This window comes from Nostoc flagelliforme FACHB-838, from assembly GCF_014698065.1.
GTDB lineage: Bacteria > Cyanobacteriota > Cyanobacteriia > Cyanobacteriales > Nostocaceae > Nostoc > Nostoc flagelliforme_B.
Genome location: NZ_JACJSI010000010.1, coordinates 77,932 through 102,297, shown reverse-complemented (window position 1 = coordinate 102,297; position 24,366 = coordinate 77,932). Strand labels below are relative to the sequence as shown.

General features: G+C 41.7%; 15 protein-coding genes. 5 read left to right on the top strand and 10 right to left on the bottom strand.

Annotation, left to right across the window (positions count from 1 at the left end; translation table 11 throughout):
- Positions 1–35: 35 nt before the first annotated feature.
- Positions 36–1,268 carry a peptidase gene (locus tag H6G97_RS07950; RefSeq protein WP_190940117.1) on the bottom strand — a complete coding sequence of 411 codons (1,233 nt, stop codon included), beginning with the start codon at positions 1,266–1,268 and terminating at the stop codon, positions 36–38.
- 726 nt (positions 1,269–1,994) lie between these two features.
- Between H6G97_RS07950 and H6G97_RS07945 the strand changes: the two genes are divergently transcribed.
- The 4 genes from H6G97_RS07945 (at position 1,995) to H6G97_RS07930 (ending at position 7,594) form a co-directional block, all read left to right on the top strand.
- A complete protein-coding gene (locus H6G97_RS07945; RefSeq protein ID WP_190940116.1) occupies positions 1,995–4,058 on the top strand; it encodes a serine/threonine-protein kinase in 2,064 nt (687 codons plus the stop codon).
- 916 nt (positions 4,059–4,974) lie between these two features.
- A complete protein-coding gene (locus H6G97_RS07940) occupies positions 4,975–6,231 on the top strand; it encodes an O-antigen ligase family protein (protein ID WP_190940115.1) in 1,257 nt (418 codons plus the stop codon).
- Positions 6,206–7,366 (top strand): glycosyltransferase family 4 protein, encoded by a 1,161-nt coding sequence (locus H6G97_RS07935; protein WP_190940114.1) that lies wholly within the window; start codon positions 6,206–6,208, stop codon positions 7,364–7,366. Before H6G97_RS07940 ends, H6G97_RS07935 begins: the two co-directional genes overlap by 26 nt.
- Before the next feature lie 36 nt (positions 7,367–7,402).
- Entirely contained in the window at positions 7,403–7,594 is a 192-nt protein-coding gene (locus tag H6G97_RS07930) for a hypothetical protein (RefSeq protein ID WP_190940113.1), read from the top strand.
- A gap of 67 nt (positions 7,595–7,661) precedes the next feature.
- Here H6G97_RS07930 and H6G97_RS07925 read toward each other — a convergent pair whose 3' ends face one another.
- The 7 genes from H6G97_RS07925 to H6G97_RS07895 all read right to left on the bottom strand — a co-directional run bounded on the left by H6G97_RS07925 (position 7,662) and on the right by H6G97_RS07895 (position 17,889).
- Positions 7,662–10,295 (bottom strand): chloride channel protein, encoded by a 2,634-nt coding sequence (locus H6G97_RS07925; protein WP_190940112.1) that lies wholly within the window; start codon positions 10,293–10,295, stop codon positions 7,662–7,664.
- Between the two features lie 319 nt (positions 10,296–10,614).
- A complete protein-coding gene (locus H6G97_RS07920) occupies positions 10,615–11,928 on the bottom strand; it encodes a TldD/PmbA family protein (RefSeq protein ID WP_190940111.1) in 1,314 nt (437 codons plus the stop codon).
- Positions 11,929–12,215: 287 nt separating this feature from the next.
- Entirely contained in the window at positions 12,216–13,076 is an 861-nt protein-coding gene (locus tag H6G97_RS07915) for a Tab2/Atab2 family RNA-binding protein (protein ID WP_190940110.1), read from the bottom strand.
- A gap of 45 nt (positions 13,077–13,121) precedes the next feature.
- Complete coding sequence (locus tag H6G97_RS07910) at positions 13,122–13,355, bottom strand: hypothetical protein (protein WP_190940109.1); 234 nt, start codon at positions 13,353–13,355, stop codon at positions 13,122–13,124.
- Positions 13,356–13,462: 107 nt separating this feature from the next.
- Positions 13,463–15,043 (bottom strand): group II intron reverse transcriptase/maturase, encoded by a 1,581-nt coding sequence (locus tag H6G97_RS07905; protein WP_190940108.1) that lies wholly within the window; start codon positions 15,041–15,043, stop codon positions 13,463–13,465.
- An 848-nt stretch (positions 15,044–15,891) separates the two neighbouring features.
- Positions 15,892–16,539: an HAD-IA family hydrolase gene (locus tag H6G97_RS07900; protein WP_190940107.1), complete on the bottom strand. Its 648-nt coding sequence runs from the start codon at positions 16,537–16,539 to the stop codon at positions 15,892–15,894.
- A 156-nt stretch (positions 16,540–16,695) separates the two neighbouring features.
- Positions 16,696–17,889: an NAD(P)/FAD-dependent oxidoreductase gene (locus tag H6G97_RS07895; RefSeq protein ID WP_190940106.1), complete on the bottom strand. Its 1,194-nt coding sequence runs from the start codon at positions 17,887–17,889 to the stop codon at positions 16,696–16,698.
- A 472-nt stretch (positions 17,890–18,361) separates the two neighbouring features.
- Between H6G97_RS07895 and alaS the strand changes: the two genes are divergently transcribed.
- Complete coding sequence (gene alaS, locus H6G97_RS07890) at positions 18,362–21,004, top strand: alanine--tRNA ligase (RefSeq protein WP_190940105.1); 2,643 nt, start codon at positions 18,362–18,364, stop codon at positions 21,002–21,004.
- A 57-nt stretch (positions 21,005–21,061) separates the two neighbouring features.
- Here alaS and H6G97_RS07885 read toward each other — a convergent pair whose 3' ends face one another.
- The gene (locus H6G97_RS07885; protein ID WP_190940104.1) at positions 21,062–21,556 is read right to left on the bottom strand and encodes an ureidoglycolate lyase; all 495 of its coding nucleotides are present in this window, start codon (positions 21,554–21,556) and stop codon (positions 21,062–21,064) included.
- 122 nt (positions 21,557–21,678) lie between these two features.
- Positions 21,679–22,698, bottom strand: a complete 1,020-nt coding sequence (locus H6G97_RS07880) for an RpoD/SigA family RNA polymerase sigma factor (RefSeq protein WP_190940103.1) — start codon at positions 22,696–22,698, stop codon at positions 21,679–21,681.
- Between the last annotated feature and the right edge of the window lie 1,668 nt (positions 22,699–24,366).

The following is a 24,366-nucleotide window of genomic DNA, read 5'->3' as shown; positions in this document are numbered from 1 at the left end:
ACCTATAAAGCGGTAGTTTCAAATAACCTAAATTATCAAAAGATAGTCAATCTGTATTGACCGCGCTCCTGTGGATTCTTGGAAGTAACAACAATATAGTAAGTATCATCTTCAGGCAACCTAGCTCGGTCAAGTAAAGCACTGTATACACCATTTTTGTCTTTGTCTTTATCAATAGCGATCATCTTCCCTTGAGAATTCAGCAAAGCTACATAAGGAGAAAATTCTTCATCAATACTATCTACACGAATACTTATTAGTTGATTTTTCTTCCCTTGAAAATTAGAAATATTGTAAGCGCTGCCACTTTGTTTTATAGTTGAGCTTTTGGCACTTAATTGACCTAATTCATCTACAGTATAGCTAGCTCTATCATTTCTGAGAGCCAAACTGTAGCGCCCTGTATCCCCAGGATTTTGACTAGTAACTGCAATCTTGTAAATGCCGTTCTTCGGTAATCGTGCAAAAATGAATGCATCATCGCCACCACTGGTTTTATCCAAAGCGCCTTTTTTGACGATGATATTATTATCAGGATCATGCAGAAACAATAAGGGTTTTAAACTCAAGTTATTGGATCTGCGTGTATCCTCACTGCCAATCAGCCTAATTTGGACTAATTGATTTTCTCTACCTTTAAACTCATAGAAATGAAAGTATCTACCTTCAGACTGAAAGTCACGCTTACTCAGAATACCTAATGCAACATCTACAAAGTTAATTTCCTTGTAAGTAGGTGTAGCGGGTGAAGAAAGCCCTGAATTGGCGATATTTTGGTTCCGACTTGTAGCTACATTAGAACTTGACTTGCGAACTCTCCCGGAACCAGCATTAGAACGATGAGCATTTGAGTTAGAAGTTCTACCACCAGATGATCTAGATGCAGTACTATTAGAACGATTAGAGTTTGAGTTAGAAGCCCTACGTCCAGATGATCTAGGAGTCGAACTATCATTTGAAGAGTTGGAAGTTCGCTGCGAATTTTCGATGTTAGACGCTATGCGACGAGTTTGTATTGGCGACTGAATAGATACCTTGCGTCTTGGAGCTATTGCCGCTTGAGAAACAGGAATTTGCTCAATTGCTTTTGTTACTGCTTCTGGTTGTCTCTCGTCTGGTGATTTGGCAATTAGGAAGTTTTGAGAATTTTGAGGTCTTCCCAAAGCACTGATAGGAAGCACATTACTTGTGATTAACAAACCACTACTCACACAACAAATTAAAACATTACTTAATTTCCGGCGATAGGTTTGATTTTCTAATAGCATAATTACGCTCCTAAATTTGCTGATGGGTTTGTTTTAAGTAAGAGAAAATTGTAATCGTAGCTGCTGTTTTACCGTAGCAAATAAATCTAACTTCTTATGTAGACCGAAAAATTTAGCGTAGACACCATAGCGGTTAGCCAAAGGCATCGACTGTTATCAATTGAAATCGTACATTACACACGCCCCAAATCTTGCCTACAATTAATCGGGAAATTTACATTTTTAATTAAGATTACTAGGGTAAATCTTGGTTTTGTAGGTATATACTGAACTACAAACTGGAAATGCTGCTTTTCGGATTATTGCCTAGATTTTTTTCGAAACTGACTAAATGCCACACACAGATGTAATGCCTAAGCAGAGTTAACGCCCATCAATGAATTAAAAGGCATCGCTCAACCACAACTTTTTACAAGTTATCTAAATTTTTCGAAGGGTCGCGCCCATTCCTTAGGCAACTTCTCTACAATGAAGCTACGCGAACAAACTTTAGCTTGTTCGGGAGGAATGTTAGCTCTGGGACTGGGTACTGGGAAAGAGCTTTTCGCAATTTCTATAGGGGTTGAGTCTCTATGAAAATTGTCCTAATCCCCAGTCCTCAGTTCAATACCTGATGAGGTAAGGAAATTGGGAATTTGTATAGTATCCAGTGATATTAACTAACAAGAGAGATTATACTACATGACTTAAGATGAATATATACCTCAAGTTAAATGGATTCCCAGTATGCTCTGTTGTGTGAATCCCGATTGCCAAAAACCCCTAAATCCTGATAAAAACACCTCTTGCCACAATTGTAAAGCGGAATTGATACCCCTGCTAGGAGGTCGCTATCGTCCCACTGATTTGTTGTCAGACGAGGGCGGATTTGGTAGAACCTATCTGGCACAAGATGTACACAAACTGAATGAATGCTGTGTTGTTAAGCAATTCGCGCCAAAACTTCAGGGAACTGGGCCACTAACAAAGGCTATTGAGCTATTTAAACAAGAAGCGAGCCGATTGCAAGAACTCGGAGAACATCCGCAAATTCCCACCTTATTGGCTTATTTTGAGCAAAATCACTATCTGTTTTTAGTACAGCAGTTTATCAATGGGCAAAACTTGCTTAAGGAATGGGAGACGCTGGGAAGCTACAGCGAAACAGAGATTCGCACATTTTTGCTAGATTTATTACCTGTGCTGAAGTTTATCCATGTGCGCGGAGTGATTCATCGGGATATCAAACCACAGAATATTATTCGCCGTCAAACTGACGGGCGATTAGTGCTAATTGATTTTGGAGCCTCTAAGCAGCTAACGGCAACAGTGCAGACTAAGATGGGCACTGTTATTGGCTCACACGGTTACACTGCACTTGAACAAATGCAAGATGGAAAAGCTTACCCAGCGAGTGATTTATTTAGTTTGGGGGCGACTTGTTTTCATCTCCTGACTGGGGTTCGCCCATCTCAACTGTGGATACAGCAGGGTTATGGTTGGGTTCAGTCTTGGCGGCAATATTTGAACCGTCCAGGTAGGGACGGTATTTCTGTGTCTACAGAGTTAGGTGAAATTTTGGATAAGTTGTTGCAATTAGACATCCAAAAACGTTACCAATCGGCAGATGAAGTCATCACTGACTTGACATCTCAACCATCACCATTGTTATCAGTACCTCCGACTATACTTACACCAACATTTGCAGCTACCTCAGTAAACAAAGTAGCAGTTTCACCAAAATCAAATAGCAAGCTACAAATGCAATTGCTGTTAGGTTCTAGCATTTTGGTATTGGGATTGGGGGGAGTTTGGTATTTACAGACTCGCCCTCATACAATGAGCGAATATTCTCCACCTATTTCTCGGCCGATTCAGCCCGACGAAAAAAGCGTCCCGAAAAATTATTTTCTACCTAAACCTCTTAAGGGACATTCCAGTGATGTAAATTCCGTAGCTTTCAGTCCTGATGGCACAACCCTTGGCAGTGCTAGTGATGATAAGACAATCAAGCTATGGAAACTGGCAAGTGGAGAGGAAATTCGCACTTTACAAGGACATTCCACTTGGATTTGGACTGTCACCTTCAGTCCTGATAGTAAGACTCTCGCCAGTGGCAGTGCGGACAAGACAATTAAATTGTGGAATCTGGAGACAGGTAAGTTAATCCGCACCTTGCAGGGACATAGCGACGGAGTTGCTTCTGTTGATTTCAGTCCTGATGGCAAAACTCTTGCTAGTGGCAGTGCTAGTAAGGACAAGACAATTAAACTGTGGAATCTGGAGACAGGTAAGTTAATCCGCACCATAGATGGACATACTAATGGTGTTTCATCTGTGGTTTTTAGTCCTGATGGCAAAACCCTGGCTAGCGGTAGCTGGGACAGGACAATTAAATTGTGGAATCTGGAGACAGGTAAGTTAATCCGTACTTTGGAGGGAAATGCAGAGTCGATTCTTTCAGTCGCTTTTGCTCCCGATGGCGTCACCCTTGCTAGTGGCAGTGGGGACAAGACAGTTAAATTGTGGAATCTGGAGACAGGTAAGTTAATCCACACCTTAAAAGGACATAATGATAAGGTTAATTCTGTCGCCTTTTTGCCAAGCGCAAGTCCAAACGGTGTCACCCTTGTCAGTGGCAGCAGTGACAAGAGCATCAAACTTTGGAATCCAGTAACGGGAAAGGAAATCCGCACTTTAAAGACGGGTTCTGGATATATTTATGGCGTTGCCATCAGCCCAGATGGACAAACTATTGCTGGTGGTGGGAGTGGTGAGAACATTCTTAAGATTTGGCAGACGATTCAATGAAAAGTGCAGAAATTTTTATAGCAATTGACAGATAACGCAATACCGATTTTAGAAGAAATGTCAACTGGGGGTATGCACATTTATGGTATGAAAGATCACGCAAAAATGCAAAGGAAAAGCTATAAAATCATCCCGCATTTATTTGTGCAATACTTTAATTATTAAGCGCACCCCTAGTTAGAATTACTCTATTTTCTAAACCATAGGCGATCGCTTCGGAAATATCACCTTCAATTATCGGGCTTCAACAAGAGTAAATATCTATTACTAAAGAATGAAGATAACTTGAATGAAGAGCATAATAATGAGTTGTGTTCTAATTTCGCGTAAGTCCTAAAGAAATTATGCGTAAAGCCTGTCAATACAGGCTTTGTTCGTGTGTATACATGACTCAAACCTTTGGAGAGTGAGGGCGTGCCAAGTTTGCCTGGTTGAATTGTTAATTAAGATTTGTCAAAAATAAAATTAGCGAACAATATTGTGTTGCAATTTAGCTTGACGAGCTTTGCAGGTGGTTGTTTTTGGTAAATCTAGGGGCTGGCGATCGCTCTTAAGTATACCTAGGATAGAGATACTTGAGGCCGATTATAAAATAATTTCGGCAGATTGCATTCCCAAATTAAAATAAATAATTGGTAAGGCTGATGAAAACTTTTTGACTTACTTATTTTTTTGTGCATCTGCCTCTATCATACTTCATACCACTTTTGACATCGACTTCAGAAGATTTAGCTTGGCTCAAATCTAAGATCACTTATAGCTTCAACAGATGATATTGTCGGCGACTGTAATATGATAATATTCTTTACATGCTCAGGATTTTAGCTGGAAAAAATATCAAAATCTCCGCTTAAACCTGCGAATGTGGGTTTAATCTAGGTTTTTGTTTTCAAACAAGTATTCACAACTACAAGTTATGATTAATATATTTTTCCTGCTCATACTATTTTCTTCGCTTCTAGGGCGAATAAAATTTCCTGGCATAAATATTGGTATTCATTATTTATTACTTTCTGTATTTAGCTTTGGTGTAATTAGTTTATCTGTAAAATTAATATCAGAAGTTGTAAAGAAGCATAGAATTATTTTCATATCTATAAGTCTAATCTATTCTTGGATGTGGCTATCCTCATTGATTAGCCCATTTCCAAATACAGCTATTACTTATAGTTTAAAATATTCTACTTACTTTATAGTATTTTTTGCTTTTTTAGTTCTAACTTTTAAAAATGTTAAAGCCTCATCTTTAACATTTTACTATCGTTGCATATTATATTTATTACAAATAATTGCGGTTTTTGGTTTTGTTGAAGCGTTATTTCCCAATCATTGGATTTTTGAATTATTAAAATTTCCAAGTTATTATCCTCAGATTGGTTCAATCATGCAAAATCCTAACCAGTTTGGGGTAATAGTTTCTATTGGATTATGTTTAAGTTTAATTTTAGAAAAGCAGAAAAATATATCTGAATTTGAATTATATATAAGCGAATTTATTTTTCTTATTTCCCTAGCTTTGTCTGCTAGTAGAAATGCTTGGCTAGTTTTTATCCTTGGTATGTTTCTTTTATTGATATATAAAATCATTAGTATTAGAAAAATGATTTTTATCATGAGTGTATGGCTTTTATGCATTATATCTATACCAGTATCTACATATAGAATTGGTTTGGGAAATAGTAAAATATTTCCCTTAATTAATTTATTTTCAACCAATCCTAGCAACATAGCGCTTCCTAGCCCTGTAGGTACAGCTTTATCAAGGTTTGCCCTTTGGCAAGCAGCTATTATTGAAACTATTAAAAGGCCAATCTCAGGTATAGGTGTAGGGGTTTTTGCAGAACATATAGGAGTGAAAGTTTTTGGAGTTAGAGGTTATCACGCACATAACATATTTTTGAATGTTTTAGTAGAACAAGGAGTTGCTGGATTATTACTATTTACAAATCTTTTAGTAAAAATAGCATCTAAAGTTAAATATGCTAATCCTGTTACTATCATTCCGATTATTATGTTTTTAGCATCTCAATTGCCCGATTTTTTTGCTGAAGACTATACTTTTACAACTATTGAGTTTTATTTTCTGGCAGCAACTATCAATTCTAGAAAAGATTTTGTCATTGAACCAAAACCTGAAATTATTTACAATGTTCAAAAAATCTCCGATAAATAAACGTCATTTTCACTTAATATTTCCGAATATATTTGATTTTAAGGGAGGTATTCAAGTTTACTCAACATTTTTACTCCAAGCTTTACAAGATATATATCCTGAAGCTCATTATGATGTGTTTCTCAAGTATGACAAGTACAATTTAGGACAGCAGCAAAACTTGCAATTTTTAACTTCAACAAGATTTCATTATTTTGGAGATTTACCACGATTATTGCAAACCATTTTATTCGCTACCAAAATCATTATTTTAGCTATTCTCCAACGCCCCACTATAGTCATATCAACTCATGTTAATTATGCCACTGCTTGTTATGTTCTAAAACTTCTCACTGGGATTCCTTACTGGGTAGTTGCTCATGGCTTAGAAGTTTGGGAGATTGAAAATAAGGCTACAACATTAGCATTACAAAAAGCAGATAAAATTATTAGTGTTAGTAATTACACTCGTCAGCGCTTGCTTGAATATAAAAACATTGATTCAGAAAAAGTAGTTCTTTTACCTAATACATTTGATGCCAATCAATTTAAAATAAATCCTAAACCTCTCTACTTGCTAAAACGATATAATTTAACAGATGAACAGCCTGTAATTTTAACAGTAACGCGGATGGGACGCATGGCAAAATACAAGGGTTATGACCAAATCCTTCATGCTTTACTTAAAGTGCGGTTGCATATCCCTAATGTTCACTTCATTCTTGCAGGAAAAGGGGATGATTTACCTCGAATTAATGCTTTAGTTACCAGGTTAAATCTACAAGATTGTGTCACTATTGCAGGATTTGTACCAGATGAAGAATTGTGTGCTTATTACAATCTCTGCGATGTTTTTGCTCTGCCTAGTAAAGGAGAAGGATTTGGTATTGTTTATCTAGAAGCTTTAGCTTGTGGGAAACCGGTGCTAGCGGGTAATCAAGATGGTTCTATAGATCCCTTGGCTGAGGGGAAATTGGGATGTTTAGTTAACCCTGATAACGTAGAAGAAATTGCCAATAATCTAATTCAAATCCTGCAAGGCGATTGCTCTAACCCAGTAGTTTACCAACCAGAATACTTGCAGCAAAAAACTATTGAAGCTTTTAATTTTAGTCGGTTTCGTGCAAGTTTAGCAGAGTTAGTTGATGGTCATTAAAGAAATTCTTTTTTGTATATATTGTAATAGGGAAAAATGGAAGATTCAGTCTTTGTTATATTTCTTGCCTTTGGGTGTATTTGGATTTTGATGGGAGTTGTAGGTTGGATTGCGTTTTTAAAGTCTGAGGGTGAGGAAATTAAGTTTGGTAAGTGGGGGCTTATAGTTGCTATTCCAATCTTAATACCGATAATTGTTTCTCTAATTATTGGCACATTTTATCGTTGAACTGGGGATTGGGGATTAAGGACAATTATTTGTAGATTTATAGGGGCGCAAGGCCTTGCGCCCCTACTTAACTGTTAATTGCACCCCTGACTAAAATCACTGTACTTTCTACACCAGAGGCGATCGCTTCTGGAATATTACCTTGAATCGCTTGCTGCAACAATCCCTCGCGCGAAGCTCCCACAACGACAACATCGTAACCTTCGGTTTTCACTAGGTTGATCACACCTTCTGCAACTGAATCAGCTTGGACTGGAAGAGCAACTACAGTACTGGCCAATTTGCGGCGACGCATTAAATGGCGAATGCCTTGTTCTAAAACTGACATATCTGGCTTGAGTTCAGATGGCTTAAACACCTGTGTCAGGCGAATTTGCGGTTCATTTCCCAATGTAATTAAAGCCGGTAGCAATTGAATCGCCAGTTGGGAATTGGGGCCACCAGCTATTGGGACTAGCCAGCGGTTGAAGAGAGGATTGGAGACTAGGGAAGGTGGGGCCCCCTCTGGGGATAAGGGGTAATGGGGAGTTTTGCCTAATTTTACTAAGACTACTTCGCAGGTGGCTTGGCGAATTACGGTGTCTACGACAGTGCCAAAAATCCTACCGGGGGTAGATGTGTTACCTTTCCATCCCATGAGTATGAGGTCGATGTGTTGTTCGTTGACTGTCTCTAAAATTGCCTGGGCTACGTCGTGGGTAACTCTAATCTGCGTGTGTAAGGGAATCTGCCACTTTTTTGCTAAGACTTCAGCCTGTCGTAGCAAGCGGCGACTTTTTGCCGTTCTTACTTGGGTTTCTGATGCGGAACTGTGGCGGGGTATGAGCATCACTTGCACGCAATCTATTTCATAATGGCGATCGCGGGCAATAGCTGCTGCCATAAGTAACAAAATACCCGCCGTTTCGGGATTAGCTACGGGCACTAATAATCTACCTCTGCCAATACTCGGCGATCGCGTTTGGTAAACTATGTATGAAGGTTCTGGTCGCAGTTTAAGAGTCCGGTTATCACAATTGAGATGATCTGCTTCCGCCCGAATAATATCTGCACGGGTAATGATCCCAATCAGTTTTCGTCCATCCACTACAGGTAAACGGCTGATTTGATAGCGATCGAGTAAATACAGCACATTACTCAGGGTGTGGATTGGTGTTACTGTCATCGGGACAGGTGTCATAATTTCTTTTAAGAAAATATCATTGGCTAGGTTGCGATCGCGTATTTTCAGCAAATCTGATTGCGTCACAATCCCAACTAACTTGCTATCTTCTACCACTGGGAAACCGCGATGATGGGAACGGGCAAAGGATTGCATTGCTTCTTCCAAGCTCATCTCTGCATCCAAAGTTTCTACCCGTTCTTGCATCACATCTTTTGCAGTTAATTTGGTTAACGCTCCTTCTATAGGAACTTCTTTGGTGAGAGTGATGCCCTTTAACTCCAAAAGTTTTTCATAAAGCGAACCAGGCACTACCTTATCCGCAACTAGGTAAGCTGCGACAGAAACAATCATTAAAGGTAGTACCAGATTGAAATCTGTAGTCATCTCAAACACAATCACAATTGCCGTGATTGGCACTTTGGAAACGGCACTAAAAAATCCACCCATACCCGCTAGTGCATAAGTAGTCGGAGAACCCGCGCCGGTGATGTATAACTCAGAGACACCGATGATGTGTCCTAAACAAGAACCCAAAATTAGACTGGGAGCGAATAATCCCCCCGGCGCTCCTGAACCAAAGGCAATGAGTGTGAGGATGAACTGGGCGGCAAAGGCGATCGCAGCTACGCTAGGATGAGAACCTCCAGTAATTAAGGACTCTCGTAATCCTGTATTGTCGCGGAAGGATGCAGGGAGAATTGCCACGACAATGCCAGAGATAAATCCAGCTAAAGCCACCCGTAGCGGTAAGCTGATATGTAGTCTTCTATAAAATTTAATACTAAATATTAAGCCGCGATTAAACAATGCGCCCAGCAAGCCTGCCAAAATACCCAATAAAATGAAAAAGGGAATTTCCGGGATAGAGAATTGGCTGGAAGATTGGGTTAATTGCAAATTAAGGTCTAAACTGCCACCACCCAACAGCCGGGATATTACCCCACCAATAAAGGAGGCAATAATGGCAGTTCCCAGAGTCAACCCTGATAAATCCTGGAGTAACTCTTCAACAATAAATAATACACCTGCGATCGGGGCATTGAAAGCAGCCGCCAAACCTGCACCTGCACCAGCTGCAATCATTTGCCGCCGATGATCTGGGGAAGTGGGAACCCAACGACTCATTCCTGCTGCCAAACTTGCACCCACTTGGACGGTGGGGCCTTGCCGTCCCAAAGTCATGCCCGAACCAATGATAATGATCGCACTAAGTAACTTCACACCTGCCACCCGCCAAGATAATCTCATAGGCACATTGGCAAGAGTTGCTTTGACTTGCGGGATACCGCTACCAGAAGCCTCTGGTGCTAACCTTTCTACCAACCAGCCAGCCACAAATCCCAGGACAAGACCAATTATCGGTAGTGCTAGCCATGCGGGGAAAATGTGGGTACTATGGACTCGCCATGTCCCCAGCCATCCAGAACCCACTTTTAGGAACACCGCAGATAGAGCAGCAACTAGACCGATTACACAAGCTTCAGCGATCGCTAAACCTTTTCGAGGCTGCCACCAGGTACGAAAGCGCTGATTCATACCAATTTTAGATTTTAGATTTTTGATTTGGGATTACAACTCTCTACTAAAAAGCTGTCACCGAAATTTCAGAAAATATTTTAAAAGTCATTAAATATAATTTGCTACGCTTGGGTTAATCATTTTTGCCCTGTAGAGACGCGCTAGCGCAGCGGGGGCCCAGTCCAATTTTGCGTCTCTACCAAAGATTTTGGGCTTAACTAAAGTATTGAAATATAATTCGCTATTACACAAGCACTATCCTCAATTACGAATTACGTTAGCGTTAGCGAGTAATCGAGCGTCCGCAGGAGCGTCATTACGAATTACGAATTACGAATTAATTGCTTCTCCCCGTAGTGGATAGCCCTTCAACTATCAGAGATGGAGTATAACAAGAACCATTCCAATCAGCATCATTGCCTAGTGTAACTAATTGCTTTAGGGCAGTGTAGACATTACCTGCAACCATAGTATCCTTAACGCGCCCAATTACGTGACCATTTTGGACGCGGTAGCCTAAATCAACGTTGATTGAAAAATCTCCAGAAATACTGCCGCCACCACCTAGCATTTGATCCACAATCAAGCCATCATCTAGTTGTCGAATCAAATCTGGTAGAGATGCCGAACCTGGTTGGATAAGAAAATTAAATAAACCAGGGGTGGGATAGCTGCCTAAGCCAGGGCGAAAACCATTCCCAGTGGTGCTAGTACCAAGTTGGCGTCCGGTGGTGCGATCGCTATAAAAATGCTGTAAAGTCCCGTTCTCGATAAATACTAAAGATTTCGTCGGAGTGCCTTCATCATCAAAAGGGCAACTGTAAGGGCCCGCTTCTGGATCTTGGTAGAGAGTGAGGCTGGGTGCAACTACTGCCTTACCCACCTGTTCTGCCCAAGGGGAAGCTACTTCTAAGACTCGCTTACCATTCAAGGCTGCTTGCACAGTACCCCAAAGCATATCAGCAGCTTTTGAAGTGAACAAAATTGGTACGCGCCCAGTCGGAGGTGAGATATTTTCTCTAGCCCAAATTAACCGCTGTAAAATTTGATTAGCTAATCTTTCCGGGTGGAGTTCGCCACGCTTCGTTTGTCCATCGGAAACATTCAAAAAATCATCGCCACGTACCCATTCTGCGGATACATAGCAGCTAAGGGTAGTGTCAGTATAGTGACAATCTAAACCTTTGGTGTTGACTAGTCTAGTGGTTTCGATATCACATTCCCAGTCACCATTGCATACAACATCTGGATAAACATCACGGATAAGTGCGATCGCCTCTTTGCCCCAATCTACCAAAACCTCTATCGGCACACTTTCCCCTAAATCTGGGTAGAAGGGCTGAAAGTTAGAGGTTAATTCTACTGCTTCTGGTTGATTAAGTTTACTTAGGGCTAGAGCTTTTTCCACCATTACTTCGGCTAAGACAGAACCATAAGCTACCGTGAGTCCCGGACGCCCATTTCGCCAAAGCCGTAGTGCTGTGCCTTCAGATTGACTGGTTTCTAGCTGTTTGAGTCGGTTGGCCTCAAAAAACACTGGACGAGAAAGCGATCGCGACTGATACACCTCAGCAGCTTCTGCTCCAGATTTTATAGCTAGTTCCAGCAGCTGTTCTGCTAGTGTATCTTGTGACAAATTTTCAGAACCCATGACCCTTAGTGAATAGTGGATTTTGAACCGCATATCAACGCTGTCTGTTGAAAGTGCGATCGTCGGCTTTTGACGATCAGACTTTCCGCTGATGAACGCAGATAACTATCCAAAAATCATCAGCGTTTCCTTATAGTTACGATTTGGAACCACAGTTCAACACTGATAGACGCAGTTAATTATCCCAAATCATTGCCATGTCTCAACTAGTCATTAGTCATTCTCCCCCTGCCCCCTGCCCCCTGCTCTCTGCCCCCTTCACACTCCCTAATCCCCAATCTCCATTTTCAAAGATTAACCTCTTGCAACAGCCAAAAACCAGCAAAAGATTCTGCTTTAGGATCAGACTGTATACCGATAAAATGCACTCCGTTAGCTTTTTGCTTGGCTTCTTCAAAACCTTTGGCTTCTGCTAAAATTTGAGGCTTCTTGATATTTGCCACAATCCAGCTGTCACTTACACCAGTTTCTAAAAGCAATCTCGCCTCTTCGCTGGCATCAAATTTTAAAAAAGCCAACTCCAAACCAGACATCCAGCCTGCCAAGGGTAACGCTCTCGGTGAGAAAATCAAAATGCCAGGAATACGGGCTTCGGGTGAAACTTTCGCCAACTCTAGGGGGAAAGCTTCACCAAAACCAATTTCCCACTCTGGCATTTCTGCCAAATCCGCAGCATCTAAGGTAACAAATACCCACTGCTGTCCTTCTAAAGCATCTGGTAAACGTTGGGGCAAAGGTTTCTCCAGGCGGACTGAGGGATTAGCCCCCCCTTGATACCCTGGTTCTTGAGGATACACTTCTTCCATTCGCTGTTCTAACCATTGGTTGAGAACCAAAGTGCGGCGGCTAGGCTGGGCGGGAATGCCTAAGTCTTGGCAGGCTTTAGTAATCATGTTGTTCATTTGGCGACGGAAAAAGCGGATTTTGATTGGTGCTTTTCCAGCTTGGTTAATAGCCTCCTGCAATGCTGCCCGCAATGAACCCGAATTTACCTGGGTACTGGGACAATATTGAGCATAGCGAAACAAAGAATCTGCTTTTGTGTCGATATCCAAGGGGCTTTCGCAGACTAAGACTTCCCAAATTTTTTTCTGATTATCGTCCAAAATCGGACGGGAGTAAAAATCAATTTCCCAAATACTGCCCATGTTTTGCGGTAAAAAGCTGGCTGTTATGTTTTCCTGATACTTTGATCATACGAGTGTTGGGGCAGCATTTGGCATTGGGCATTGGGCATTGAGATGAACGAGTATCTGAGGTGGATGAATGAGTATCTGAGGTGGATGAACGAGTATCTGAGGTGGATGAACGAGTATCTGAGGTGGATGAATGAGTATCTGAGGTGGATGAACGAGTATCTGAGGTGGATGATAGCGGTTCCCACTCAGATGCGGTACAACATAATATCGCAAGTAGGGGCACGGCATGTTCCCTACAGGTGTACTTATGGTTGAGTCGATGGAGGATATTATTCCCCGCACCTCTCAGTTAAATCTGGGCGTGCGATTTTCACCGCACCCAGCTTCCGATGTTCTTAGCTTGCGCTTTTGCTCATGTGTTTGTAATCGTGGCAACTCTCATGAAGTGCTTCAAGATTATTTTTCTTCCAGTTGGCATGATTTCCGTCGATATGGTGCAGGTGAACCCGTTCCTCATCGATGAACTTTAAGCCGCAGGAGGCACATCTATGGTTTTGCTTCTTAAGAGCAATAGAAGTTTCGCCGTCGTAGAGTTTACTGTTGCGTTCGCTCCAGTAGACTGTATCTGCGTCATAAGGGGATTTTATTCCTTTGACTTTGACGTGTTTGTTTTCGGAGTAAGGAACTTCTGGGAATGCTTTGTCTAGTAATTTCTTGCTAGAGTAGCGGTCTTGCTTGGTTTCCTTGTTAAATACCTTGTAGGCTCTTGCTTCGATGTGGTATAGCGAGTTTCTTGACCCGTCCATCTTGCAGAACTTATGGTAATTTCTCCAACCTCTAACTATTGGTGCTAGCTTTTCAGCCTTCACAATAGAACCATAATTCGAGTTGTTGACGACGTGTTTTACTTTCTTACGGAACGCTTTGAAGTTGTCCCCTGAGGGGTTACATCTGAACTTTCCGTTTTTCTGGACTTTGAAGTGCCAGCCGAGGAAATCGAACCCATCTGTCGCGGCGGTGACTTTGGTCTTCTTTTGGCTTACATTCATTCCGCGTTTGCGGAGGAACTCGCTGATTCTTTCAAGTATTTCTATCGCGTTATCTTCGGGTCGAAGTATAATAACCATATCATCCGCGTATCGGATTGATGGCTCGACAATATGTGTTGCCGAGGTTTTTTCTGTTATTCTCTTTCCTCGTTTGTAATCCCAATGGTATCTGTGTATACTCTCAATCCCGTTGAGCGCGATGTTAGCTAGTAGCGGGCTGACCACTCCCCCTTGAGGTGTGCCCTGTTCGGGGAATTCTGGATTTACCCCTGCCTTGAGGCATCGGAAGATACGGAGTTTTAAGCCTTTGGGGGAGATGAGTTCGTCCATTATTGCTGAGTGGTTAATCAGGTCGTTGCACTTTTCAATATCGAGTTCTATGACTCGTTTTTCTATTCCGTTACATCGTGAGTTTAGGTTATCAAAGATGTATTTTTGTGCATCGTGGGCAGAGCGCCCAGTTCTGAACCCGTAACTCCTGGCGTGGAAAGTGGCTTCGTGTGCTGGTTCAAGTGCATATTTTGCTAGGCATTGCCAAGCTCTATCCGCGATGGTTGGTATCTTGAGCATTCTGGTGGTTCCGTCCTTTTTGGGGATGGAGATTTCCCGTAATCCCTGATGCTTCCAATTTCCACTGTTCATTTTCAGTAGTTCTTCAAGGTTGAAGCGTTCTTCAAATGAAAGGGATTTCTTACCATCAATACCAGCCGTCTTTTTACCAGCGTTTAGCTGTGATACTTGTCTTATTGCAAGAAATCGAGCCGAGGTGGATTTTAGAATAAGCTTTTGGAGTGACCTGGCTTTCCGCTTGTCTCCAACTTGAACAGCTTTGTACACGCGCTTTTGAAGGCGGAAAAGGTTACGGCGGAATTTCTTCCACGGTAGAGCTTTCCAAGATTCACTAGTTTTGTAACTGTGTCTAATCATTTTCTCTTCTTAGAGTTTGTGTATTCTGAACACCTCGAACCAATTACGGTTCGTCCTACCCGAATTGTGGGGATTCCTCCGCTCGTCTGGGCTACTGGGGGTTCGACTGCCCCAAGACCCACAACTCGTTTTTATTCGTTCCCTCGGTGAGATTGATAATTCCGTTAGATGTAGCCAATTCGACTACTGGATTCCCTGGACTCTTGCCGTTACTGGTTAAATGGTTCGGCGGGAATGAACTCCAGTGGGGTCAGGGATTTTTTTTGTTGCGCCCTTGCCCTAAAATAAGTCGCTTTTCTAGGCTCTGTTTCATCATAGGAACTCCCTGTTAGCGCCAGTGTCAACCCGCAACGGTCGTCTGATTGCGCCCAGTTAAGAGCTTCACTCTACAAGAACCGAGCTTGTTCGGTGTGGGCAGATAAGGAGTCAATTCTGAGTCTGAATGGTAGGGCTTTCACCTACATCTGACCGAGAGTTCAGCCTTTAGTGACAGTAATCTGCTGTCGGGCTGGCTTAGTTATGTACGGGCTGATTACCGTGATTCACTAAGCAACGAATCGCACTTATCCCTTTTATCTATTATCCTTTGAGCAAAATATAGGAAATTTTTGGAGTAGTAGGTTTTGCCATGACTGGGAAATTCGTCAGGCGATCGCTATTGGAGGGGTTTATTGCCTCCATAATATAAATACAAAATATAGCAGTCCTAAATCAGTCGTGAACAATTAAGATCCCCGACTTCTCAAATAAGTCGGGGATCTGAGTCGGTTTATTGCCTCCATAATATAAATGCAAACTATGTCAAAATAATTCGTAATTGTATAGCAATCTAAATTGAACCTATCCCCTCATTTTCCCCGGTTGATCCAGACACCTCTGAGTCCAGCCGCTTTAGCTGCGTGATAGTCTTCTACAATGCTATCGCCGATATGCCACGCCGCCTCTGGGGAACATTTATGTTTATCTAAGGCAATAGCAAAAATTTGAGGATCTGGTTTAGCTGCACGTACCTGGGTAGAAATGGTAACAGAGTTAAAAAACTCTCTCAATCCCAAACTTTGCAATACTGAGTAAATTCGAGAATCAAAATTGGACAGCACCCCCAAGGTAACTCCTAACCGCCGCCAGTTGATTAAAGCTGGTAAAACATCGGGATAGACAAACCACGGTTCGGCAGTGCCAAAGTGAATGTAAAGTTCGCTAAAAAAAGCCGAAAAGTCAGAAAATTCCTTGAGAACACCTGCATTTTCAAAAGTATTCAGAGCAATTATCCGCCACCAATCAAATTCGCGCTGAGGAATATCTTGCAGTTCCGCATCTGGAAATATCGGTGGCGGCGCGGCTTTAAAGCTTTTGATGAAGGCTGTATTCAATGTTTCGGCGGAAACTGTAACGTCAAATTCCTGGGCTATCTGACTATAAACTTCGCCTACACTACCTTTGACATCGAAAAGTGTACCCACAGCATCTAAAAAAATAACTTTCGGTTGTTTCATCAAAGTTTGAACATTTTGAATGTTGAATTTTAGATTTTGGCTTGTTAGAGAGCTTCTGTGGGTAGAGTCTAGCATCTACTCAGTTGGTTGGCGAAAATAAAGCAGATGATTGTAAATGCCTTGGTTCTTTACCAATGACCAATGCCCAACCTGAAGTTACCGAGAAAGTGTTTCTATGATAGGACGCACTAGCCAATTAAAACCAACTTTAAGCTGATGGTCTAAGGTTGGCAACCTATATAAATACGCCATACGACGGGCAGCGTATGCTAAAGGCCCATCTAGTTTAATTCCCAAACCAGTGAGAGTGGCGTTGTCTATTCCTAATGCCATCATTTCTCCTAACTGTTGGTAGCGGAAGGGAAGGAGGGGGCGATTAGTCAGAGTTGCCCAGATATTCCAAGCAGTATAATCAGCTTGTTGGAAAGCAGCTTGTGCGGTGGCGGGTACTTGTTGTCCTTCGGCATCATGACAGTCTGCTAAATCTCCCAAGGCAAAGATTTCTGGATGATCAAGAACTTGCAGATTGGATGTAGTGCTGATTTGACCACGCTGATTTTGCTTGAGAGAAAGAGATTTCACTACGGGCGCAACTCTAGTTCCTACAGTCCAAATTACCAAATCCACAGGAATCTTATCTAACTGGTTTTTGTATTCTAAGGAGATGGTATTTTGCTCTATTGATTCTACTTTGGTTTCTAAATCAAGAAACACACCACGGGCTTCTATTGCTTTCTTTGCTGCTTCCCGGTTAAACTCTGGGGAAGTTCGCAAAATTTGGTCAGCAATTTCAATAATCCGAAAACGTCCTCTTTCACCTAATCTGTCGGCTAACTTGCAGGCTAACTCTACACCACTGTAGCCAGCCCCAACGATCGCTACCCGAATTTTATCAGCATCCGATTCTTCTAAAAATCGCAGGCGTTCTTCTAAACGATAGGCATCAGAGATTGTGCGGAATGTGTAGGCGTAGGCTGCCGCACCAGGGACTAAATCTAGCGGTGTCTCACCTCCTAGCGCCAGCACTAATCGGTCGTAAGGAATTTCCAGCCCTTCGTTTATATTTACCCGTTGCTGGTCGATGTCAATTCCAGACACAACTCCTTGATAAAAACGTACCCCAGTACCTTGCAAAAGTTCTTCAAAGGGTGGGGCGATTTCCCAGGTTTGTAGTTCGCCAGTGAGTAATTCGTAAAGTAAAGGAGAGAATAAGAAGCGATCGCTTTGATCTACCAGAACAATTTCGGGTTTTTGTGTAGATTCCCAAGGTAATTGGCTTAACCGTAGGGCTGTGTAGAGGCCACCAAAGCCTCCACCAAGGATACAAATTCTAGAAGTTAGTTGAGTCATTTATTCTATCTATGGGACAGTCAATACTAGTTGGGCAACTAACTTCAGTCTAGTAACTTAAAGCGGACTTTTCCAAACCCCCTAAAGTTTTTGAGGGATTGGGAAGAAGACTTCAGCCGTAGGCAAGTCTAAGTAGTTCACGAAGAAACAACTTTCAAATGTGAGGTATGAGACAAGTAGTTCGAGTCAATAACCCGATTACGCCCAGAAGTTTTAGCCTGTAAAAAGTATTTCTTAAGAATTAATGTAAAGCTTTGAAATGCAATGTCTACGACGGGTTATGGCTACGCGCATCCTGCTAAAGTAAAGTAGTGGTTTAAAAACATCCTAGTAACTGCACACATATCATCGACTGGCACAATTTGCTGGCAGTAATATGAAACAAAATGCAAGAATATATAAAGCTATTTATGAAAATACACTTACCTAGTGCCGCTACGCCCAAGTCTAAAGTCTAAAGTTAAAAACACCCATGTCTTCAAATCCCCAGTACCTAAGCGGTAACGAAATTCGCAACATATTTCTCGGCTTCTTTGCCCAACGGGAACACCAAATTCTCCCAAGTGCCTCCCTCGTGCCAGAAGATCCAACCGTGCTGCTGACGATCGCGGGGATGCTACCATTTAAGCCGATATTCTTGGGGCAGCGCACACCAGAATTTAAGCGGGCTACGACTTCGCAAAAGTGTATCCGCACCAACGATATCGAGAATGTCGGACGCACCAAACGGCATCAGACGTTTTTTGAGATGCTGGGCAATTTCAGCTTTGGTGATTATTTTAAAGAACAAGCGATCGCTTGGGGTTGGGAAATCTCCACACAAGTTTTTGGCATTTCCCCCCAAAATCTCGTCGTCAGCGTTTTTAAAGATGATGATGAAGCTTTTGGGATTTGGCGCGATCAAATCGGTGTGCCGATAGCGAGAATTAAACGCTTGGGCGAAGACGATAACTTTTGGGCACTTGGCCCGACTGGCCCTTGTGGCCCTTGTTCCGAAATTTATTACGACTTCTACCCAGAACGCGGTGACGAAAATATAGATTTAGAAGATGATTCCCGGTTCATCGAGTTTTATAACCTCGTGTTCATGCAATATAACCGAGATGCGTCGGGGAATTTAACGCCACTACAAAACAAGAACATTGACACCGGTATGGGTTTGGAGAGAATGGCGCAAATCCTCCAAAAAGTACCCAATAACTACGAAACTGATCTGATTTTCCCAATTATCCAAACAGCAGCCGAAATTGCTGGCATTGAGTACCACAAAAGTGATGAGAAAACCAAAGTTTCTCTAAAAGTTATTGGCGATCATGTTCGTTCTGTTGTCCACATGATCGCTGATGAAATTCGCGCTTCTAACGTGGGACGGGGTTATGTGCTGCGGCGGTTAATTCGGCGCGTAGTGCGTCATGGGCGATTAATTGGAATTTCTAGCGAATTTACTACTCAAGTTGCTGAAACTGCGATCGCTCTTTCGGAATCAGCTTACCCCAATGTGCGCCAACGAGAAGCAGCAATTAAAGCTGAACTGCAACGGGAAGAATCGAATTTTCTCAGAACTCTGGATAGAGGTGAAAAACTGCTAGAAGAAATTATCCAAGAGGTGAAACAGCAAGGGAACACTAAAATTAGCGGTGAAAGTGCATTTACCCTTTATGACACCTACGGATTTCCCCTCGAACTTACTCAAGAAGTTGCCGAGGAAAATAATCTCACAGTGGATGAAGCGGGATTTGATGCCGAAATGCAAAAGCAGGTGGAACGTGCCAAAGCAGCACATGAAACCATCGATTTAACTGTACAAGGTTCCCTCGATAAATTGGCAGAACACATCCAAGTCACCGAGTTTTTAGGCTATACCCAATCGGCGGCGACGGCAAAAGTCGAAGCGATTTTAGTAGAAGGTGTTTCTCAAGAGGAAGCAGAAGCGGGGACAGAGGTACAAATTGTCCTTGACAAAACGCCATTTTATGGTGAATCTGGGGGACAAATCGGCGATCGCGGTTATATCTCTGGTGATGGTATCGTTGTTCGGGTGGAAGATGTGAAGAAAGAATCTGATTTCTTTGTTCACTTCGGACGCATCGAACGCGGTACACTACGCGTAGGCGATAATGTTACAGCCCAAATTGATCCGGCTTGTCGCCGACGCGCTCAAGCTAACCATACCGCAACGCACCTGTTGCAAGCGGCTTTGAAAAAAATTGTTGATGATAGCATATCTCAAGCTGGTTCCCTAGTTTCCTTTGACAGGTTGCGCTTTGACTTCAACTGTCCGCGTGCGTTGACAGCCGAAGAAGTGCAACAAATTGAGGAACAGGTGAACGCTTGGATTGCTGAGGCCCATGCTGCGAAAGTGGAAGTATTACCTTTAGCTGAGGCGAAAGCTAGAGGTGCTGTTGCCATGTTCGGCGAAAAATATGGTGACGAAGTGCGCGTGATTGATTTCCCTAGCGTGTCAATGGAATTATGCGGTGGGACTCATGTGAGTAATACGGCTGAAATTGGCGTATTTAAAATTATTTCCGAAGCTGGTGTGGCTTCCGGGGTGCGACGTATTGAAGCTGTTTCGGGGCCGGCAATACTAGATTATCTTAACCTGCGGGATAAAGTAGTTAAAGATTTGAGCGATCGCTTTAAAGTTAAACCCGAAGAGTTACCAGACAGAATCACAAGTCTGCAAAGTGAACTAAGAAATAGCCAAAAAGAACTGGAAACCTTAAAGGTACAGTTAGCGATCGCTAAATCTGACAGCTTGCTACAAACAGCAGAAACTATAGGCGCTCATAAAATTATTGTCGCCCAATTAGAAGATGTTGATCCAGAATCATTGAAAACCGCAGCCGAACGCTTGCTGCAAAAAATCGGTAACGGTGCAGTGGTGCTGGGTTCTGTTCCTGAAGCGGGGAAAGTCAGCATAGTTGCAGCTTTTAGTTCTGAAGTGAACAAAAAAGGACTGCAAGCTGGTAAATTTGTGGGTGCGATCGCTAAAATCTGCGGTGGCGGTGGCGGTGGCAGACCGAACTTAGCCCAAGCAGGCGGACGCGATGCGAGTAAACTGCCAGAAGCTTTGGTACAAGCAGAAAGTGACTTAAGATCCGCCTTGGGTTAACTTTTATCTCCCCTCCTCCCTTGCGGGGAGGGTTGCAATGAGTGTAAAAAACATCACCTAAACCATCTCAAACTCTAATTGATGACTTTTAAGAAAATCATGAGTGAAATGATCTACCACATTAGTATCAGCTAGTTCCAAATTATAAAAATCTACAGTTTCATGGTCAAAATGGGGGCCAGCGTGCCAAGTGCCCTCATGTAGCTTAATAAAACAATTCCCCGCAATGCGGAAAGCAGTAATTTCTTCTAATGCTGGTTCATTAACATCATTATCAGGAGGACAAACAGCAATTAACCAATCTTTCCCTTCCAAAGAACCCAAACATTGAGTGCATTGCAGATGACGAGTAATTTTGTGAAACTTTCGCCCTCTCTTCTCCAATCGCATAATATAAAATCGTGGAATCCCGTTTTGTAGATTTAACTGGGCATCTTCCCCATCATAATTTTTGCCATCAAGACTTGCAAAAATCACCTGTCCATAACGCCGAAAGTTTTCAGAAGTTACCCATTGCGCCTGCAATTGTTGGACTGTTTTTGATATGCCCATATTAAATAAATCTTAGAGAGATATTACTTAGGCTTATTTTCACCCAAAATGACTGAATTTTATACAGTCATAATGGTGAATGGCTAAATTTTAATGCCCTATATAATTGTAAAAAAATAACTTTAGCTAGCTAGATAACTGCGTACTTGTTCCTTTTGGCGTCGGAGGAGACTGAGAGCTTTTTGCTCGATCTGACGCACTCGTTCTCGACTAATACCCATGCGATCGCCAATTTGTGCTAAAGAAAGTTCATAGCCATCAGTCAGTCCAAAGCGTAAGGTTAATATTTCTCGTTGTTGGGGAGAAAGCTTTGCCAACAAGTCTTGTAAGTCTTGGTGAAGAGATTCTTCAACAGCGTAATCTTCGGGAGACGGGCCATCATCCTCCAGTATGTCCTGCAATTCTGTATCTTGCTGTTCACCAACTCGCGCTTCTAAAGAGAAGGGTTGACGGGCTAAGTACAAACATTCTCTAACTTGGCTGGGTGTCAAGGATAAGGCACTGGCAATTTCAGCAGTAGTAGGAACGCGACCTAACTGTTGAGATAATTCTCGTTGCACCCGTTTAATTTTGTTCAGTTTTTCAAAGACGTGAATCGGTAGACGAATTGTTCGTCCTTGTTGAGCGATCGCTCGTGTAATTCCTTGACGAATCCACCAGTAAGCGTAAGTAGAAAACTTATAACCAAGAGCAGGATCAAATTTATCCACTCCTCGCTCTAAACCCAAAGTACCTTCTTGAATTAAATCCATAAATTCCAGGTTGCGGTGCTGGTATTTCTTCGCCACTGCTACCACTAACCGGAGATTAGCCTGAATCATTTTTTGCTTGGCTTGATGCCCTTGACTTAGCTGTTGCTCTAGCTCCTGAACACTTGACTCCACCTGATCTGCCCATTCTTGCTGCGTGGGTTCGTGATTTAATTTCACAGCCAATTCTTCCTTAGCAGCTAGCAAATTCATCATCTGCTGCACCTGTTGAGCAAAAATAACCTCTTGTTCACGAGTCAACAAATCTACACGCCCGATCTCTTGCAGATAACTACGCACAATATCATCTGTTGCTCGAGGCTTTTTATCTGCCGCTAAACTTTTTTTCTTTGTTTTTTGAACTTCGGTAGGTGGAGATGTTAAGTTGCTCATGGTTATTTGCTTCTCTGTAACGTCATCAATTTATTGGTATCAAGTCTAGATATTCAGACCCATAGATTTTCCATTCTGCTAATCAATCAATTGGCAACACTGATGAATTTTGGTCTATGATACATTACAAGTCAATTCTTGGAGATAATAAACCCAAAATCAACCTACTCCTTAATACTAACATCATCACCAGTCACAAATCAATTGTCTAAAGCATCATCAGCATATATTTTGAAGTAGTTACCCTCCTTTATTCTTGATTCTTGCATATTTTCAAACAGAATTATATTTAGTTATTTAATGGAGTTACTAAAAAAAATCAAAGTTTTACCAAGCAGCGATTTAATTAAGTAGGTGGATCTAAATAAATATAAGATAGTTTGTCATTGCGTTGGCGTAAGTCTTCCCGCAGGGTAAGAAGGGTTCGCAAAGCGTCTCTAAGAGTTGCAATCGCAAAGACTAAGATTGCCGCGCTTCACTTCGTTCCGCTTGCAATGACATCTTATATTTAATTGCGTTTACTTACTTATCTGGAAAATAAATTACTAAAAGTAACTTTCAAAATAAATCATAATTATAAACACACAAAAAAATATTTAAGTGTTAAAAGTTTGGCTATAATTTAATGTAATTGCGCTTAAATGTAAATTCTTCTAAGATAAAATGTCCATTTTTGAACTCTACTTTTTTACTGAGTAATCTAATCATATCAAGAAGGGTACGTAGCAAGCTATCGTTAAACATCAAAAAAAGCACTTTTCTTGCTCCTCCCGCTCAAGAACAGCTTTCTTTAGGAGCCAGATCAAAGACTTTTCAGGAGGTAGAAAGCCATTTGAGCTTAGAGAACACACATTTAAAAGCCTGAAGCTTATGTGGACGCTTTGGATCGCGCAGCACTTTCCACTCAATACACTTTTTTGATACTAGTGGGCAATAATCTATAACTAAAGTTTTTGGTAATACTTATTTCCTCGACTAATAACTACCTTTCTTTGCAATTAAGGATTTAGGATAACAGAGACGCAGATATCTGTAACAATTGCATTTGTGTCCTACTGAACGCAGATATATACATTGGATGCGGTATTTTCAACGTAATTTACTCCTGTAAATATTTTATGGACTAAAACTGGTAACAGTGGTAACATTAGCACCAAGACTAATACTTGGCAAGACTGCAACACTCGCGATCGCCACTAAATACCCAATTGAAGCGAAAAGATTTTTGTTTAGGAGTGGGCAGTTTATTGTTATGCAGTATAAGTTGAACAAAATTCCCCACTTCTTGGATTTCACCAGAAGTTGACGCGAAAGCAAAGTTATGCATAGATACAGATGATTGACTTACTGTCAAGATATTTGACAAAATTGTACTATACAGAGATTTTTATCTAACTCTTCAACTATCACTTTAGTAGATATTGGTTAAGAAAAGCATTCACCTCATTAGCACATAACCCGACATTACAGCATTTACGGCTGTTATGAGGTACAGTAGCAGCGTATTATACCTCATAATAGACGCAAGTGCTGTGAGCCTTAATAAATTAATATATATTTTTACGATCCATCTCCTAAAAGTTATAGAATCGATCCTTATTCTAGTTCTTTGATACTTGTTGCTTCTGAGTCGGAGCTTGAAAAACTAGCTTAACACTACACTTAACT

What these genes read in the sequence shown, in the direction of transcription:
- H6G97_RS07900 (WP_190940107.1), bottom strand. Translation starts at nt 16,539, where the DNA reads ATGAAACAACCGAAAGTTATTTTTTTAGATGCTGTGGGTACACTTTTC.
- H6G97_RS07910 (WP_190940109.1), bottom strand. Translation starts at nt 13,355, where the DNA reads ATGCCGTGCCCCTACTTGCGATATTATGTTGTACCGCATCTGAGTGGG.
- H6G97_RS07925 (WP_190940112.1), bottom strand. Translation starts at nt 10,295, where the DNA reads ATGAATCAGCGCTTTCGTACCTGGTGGCAGCCTCGAAAAGGTTTAGCG.
- H6G97_RS07915 (WP_190940110.1), bottom strand. Translation starts at nt 13,076, where the DNA reads ATGGGCAGTATTTGGGAAATTGATTTTTACTCCCGTCCGATTTTGGAC.
- H6G97_RS07880 (WP_190940103.1), bottom strand. Translation starts at nt 22,698, where the DNA reads ATGAGCAACTTAACATCTCCACCTACCGAAGTTCAAAAAACAAAGAAA.
- H6G97_RS07930 (WP_190940113.1), top strand. Translation starts at nt 7,403, where the DNA reads ATGGAAGATTCAGTCTTTGTTATATTTCTTGCCTTTGGGTGTATTTGG.
- H6G97_RS07950 (WP_190940117.1), bottom strand. Translation starts at nt 1,268, where the DNA reads ATGCTATTAGAAAATCAAACCTATCGCCGGAAATTAAGTAATGTTTTA.
- H6G97_RS07885 (WP_190940104.1), bottom strand. Translation starts at nt 21,556, where the DNA reads ATGGGCATATCAAAAACAGTCCAACAATTGCAGGCGCAATGGGTAACT.
- H6G97_RS07920 (WP_190940111.1), bottom strand. Translation starts at nt 11,928, where the DNA reads ATGGGTTCTGAAAATTTGTCACAAGATACACTAGCAGAACAGCTGCTG.
- H6G97_RS07945 (WP_190940116.1), top strand. Translation starts at nt 1,995, where the DNA reads ATGCTCTGTTGTGTGAATCCCGATTGCCAAAAACCCCTAAATCCTGAT.
- H6G97_RS07940 (WP_190940115.1), top strand. Translation starts at nt 4,975, where the DNA reads ATGATTAATATATTTTTCCTGCTCATACTATTTTCTTCGCTTCTAGGG.
- alaS (WP_190940105.1), top strand. Translation starts at nt 18,362, where the DNA reads ATGTCTTCAAATCCCCAGTACCTAAGCGGTAACGAAATTCGCAACATA.
- H6G97_RS07895 (WP_190940106.1), bottom strand. Translation starts at nt 17,889, where the DNA reads ATGACTCAACTAACTTCTAGAATTTGTATCCTTGGTGGAGGCTTTGGT.
- H6G97_RS07905 (WP_190940108.1), bottom strand. Translation starts at nt 15,043, where the DNA reads ATGATTAGACACAGTTACAAAACTAGTGAATCTTGGAAAGCTCTACCG.
- H6G97_RS07935 (WP_190940114.1), top strand. Translation starts at nt 6,206, where the DNA reads ATGTTCAAAAAATCTCCGATAAATAAACGTCATTTTCACTTAATATTT.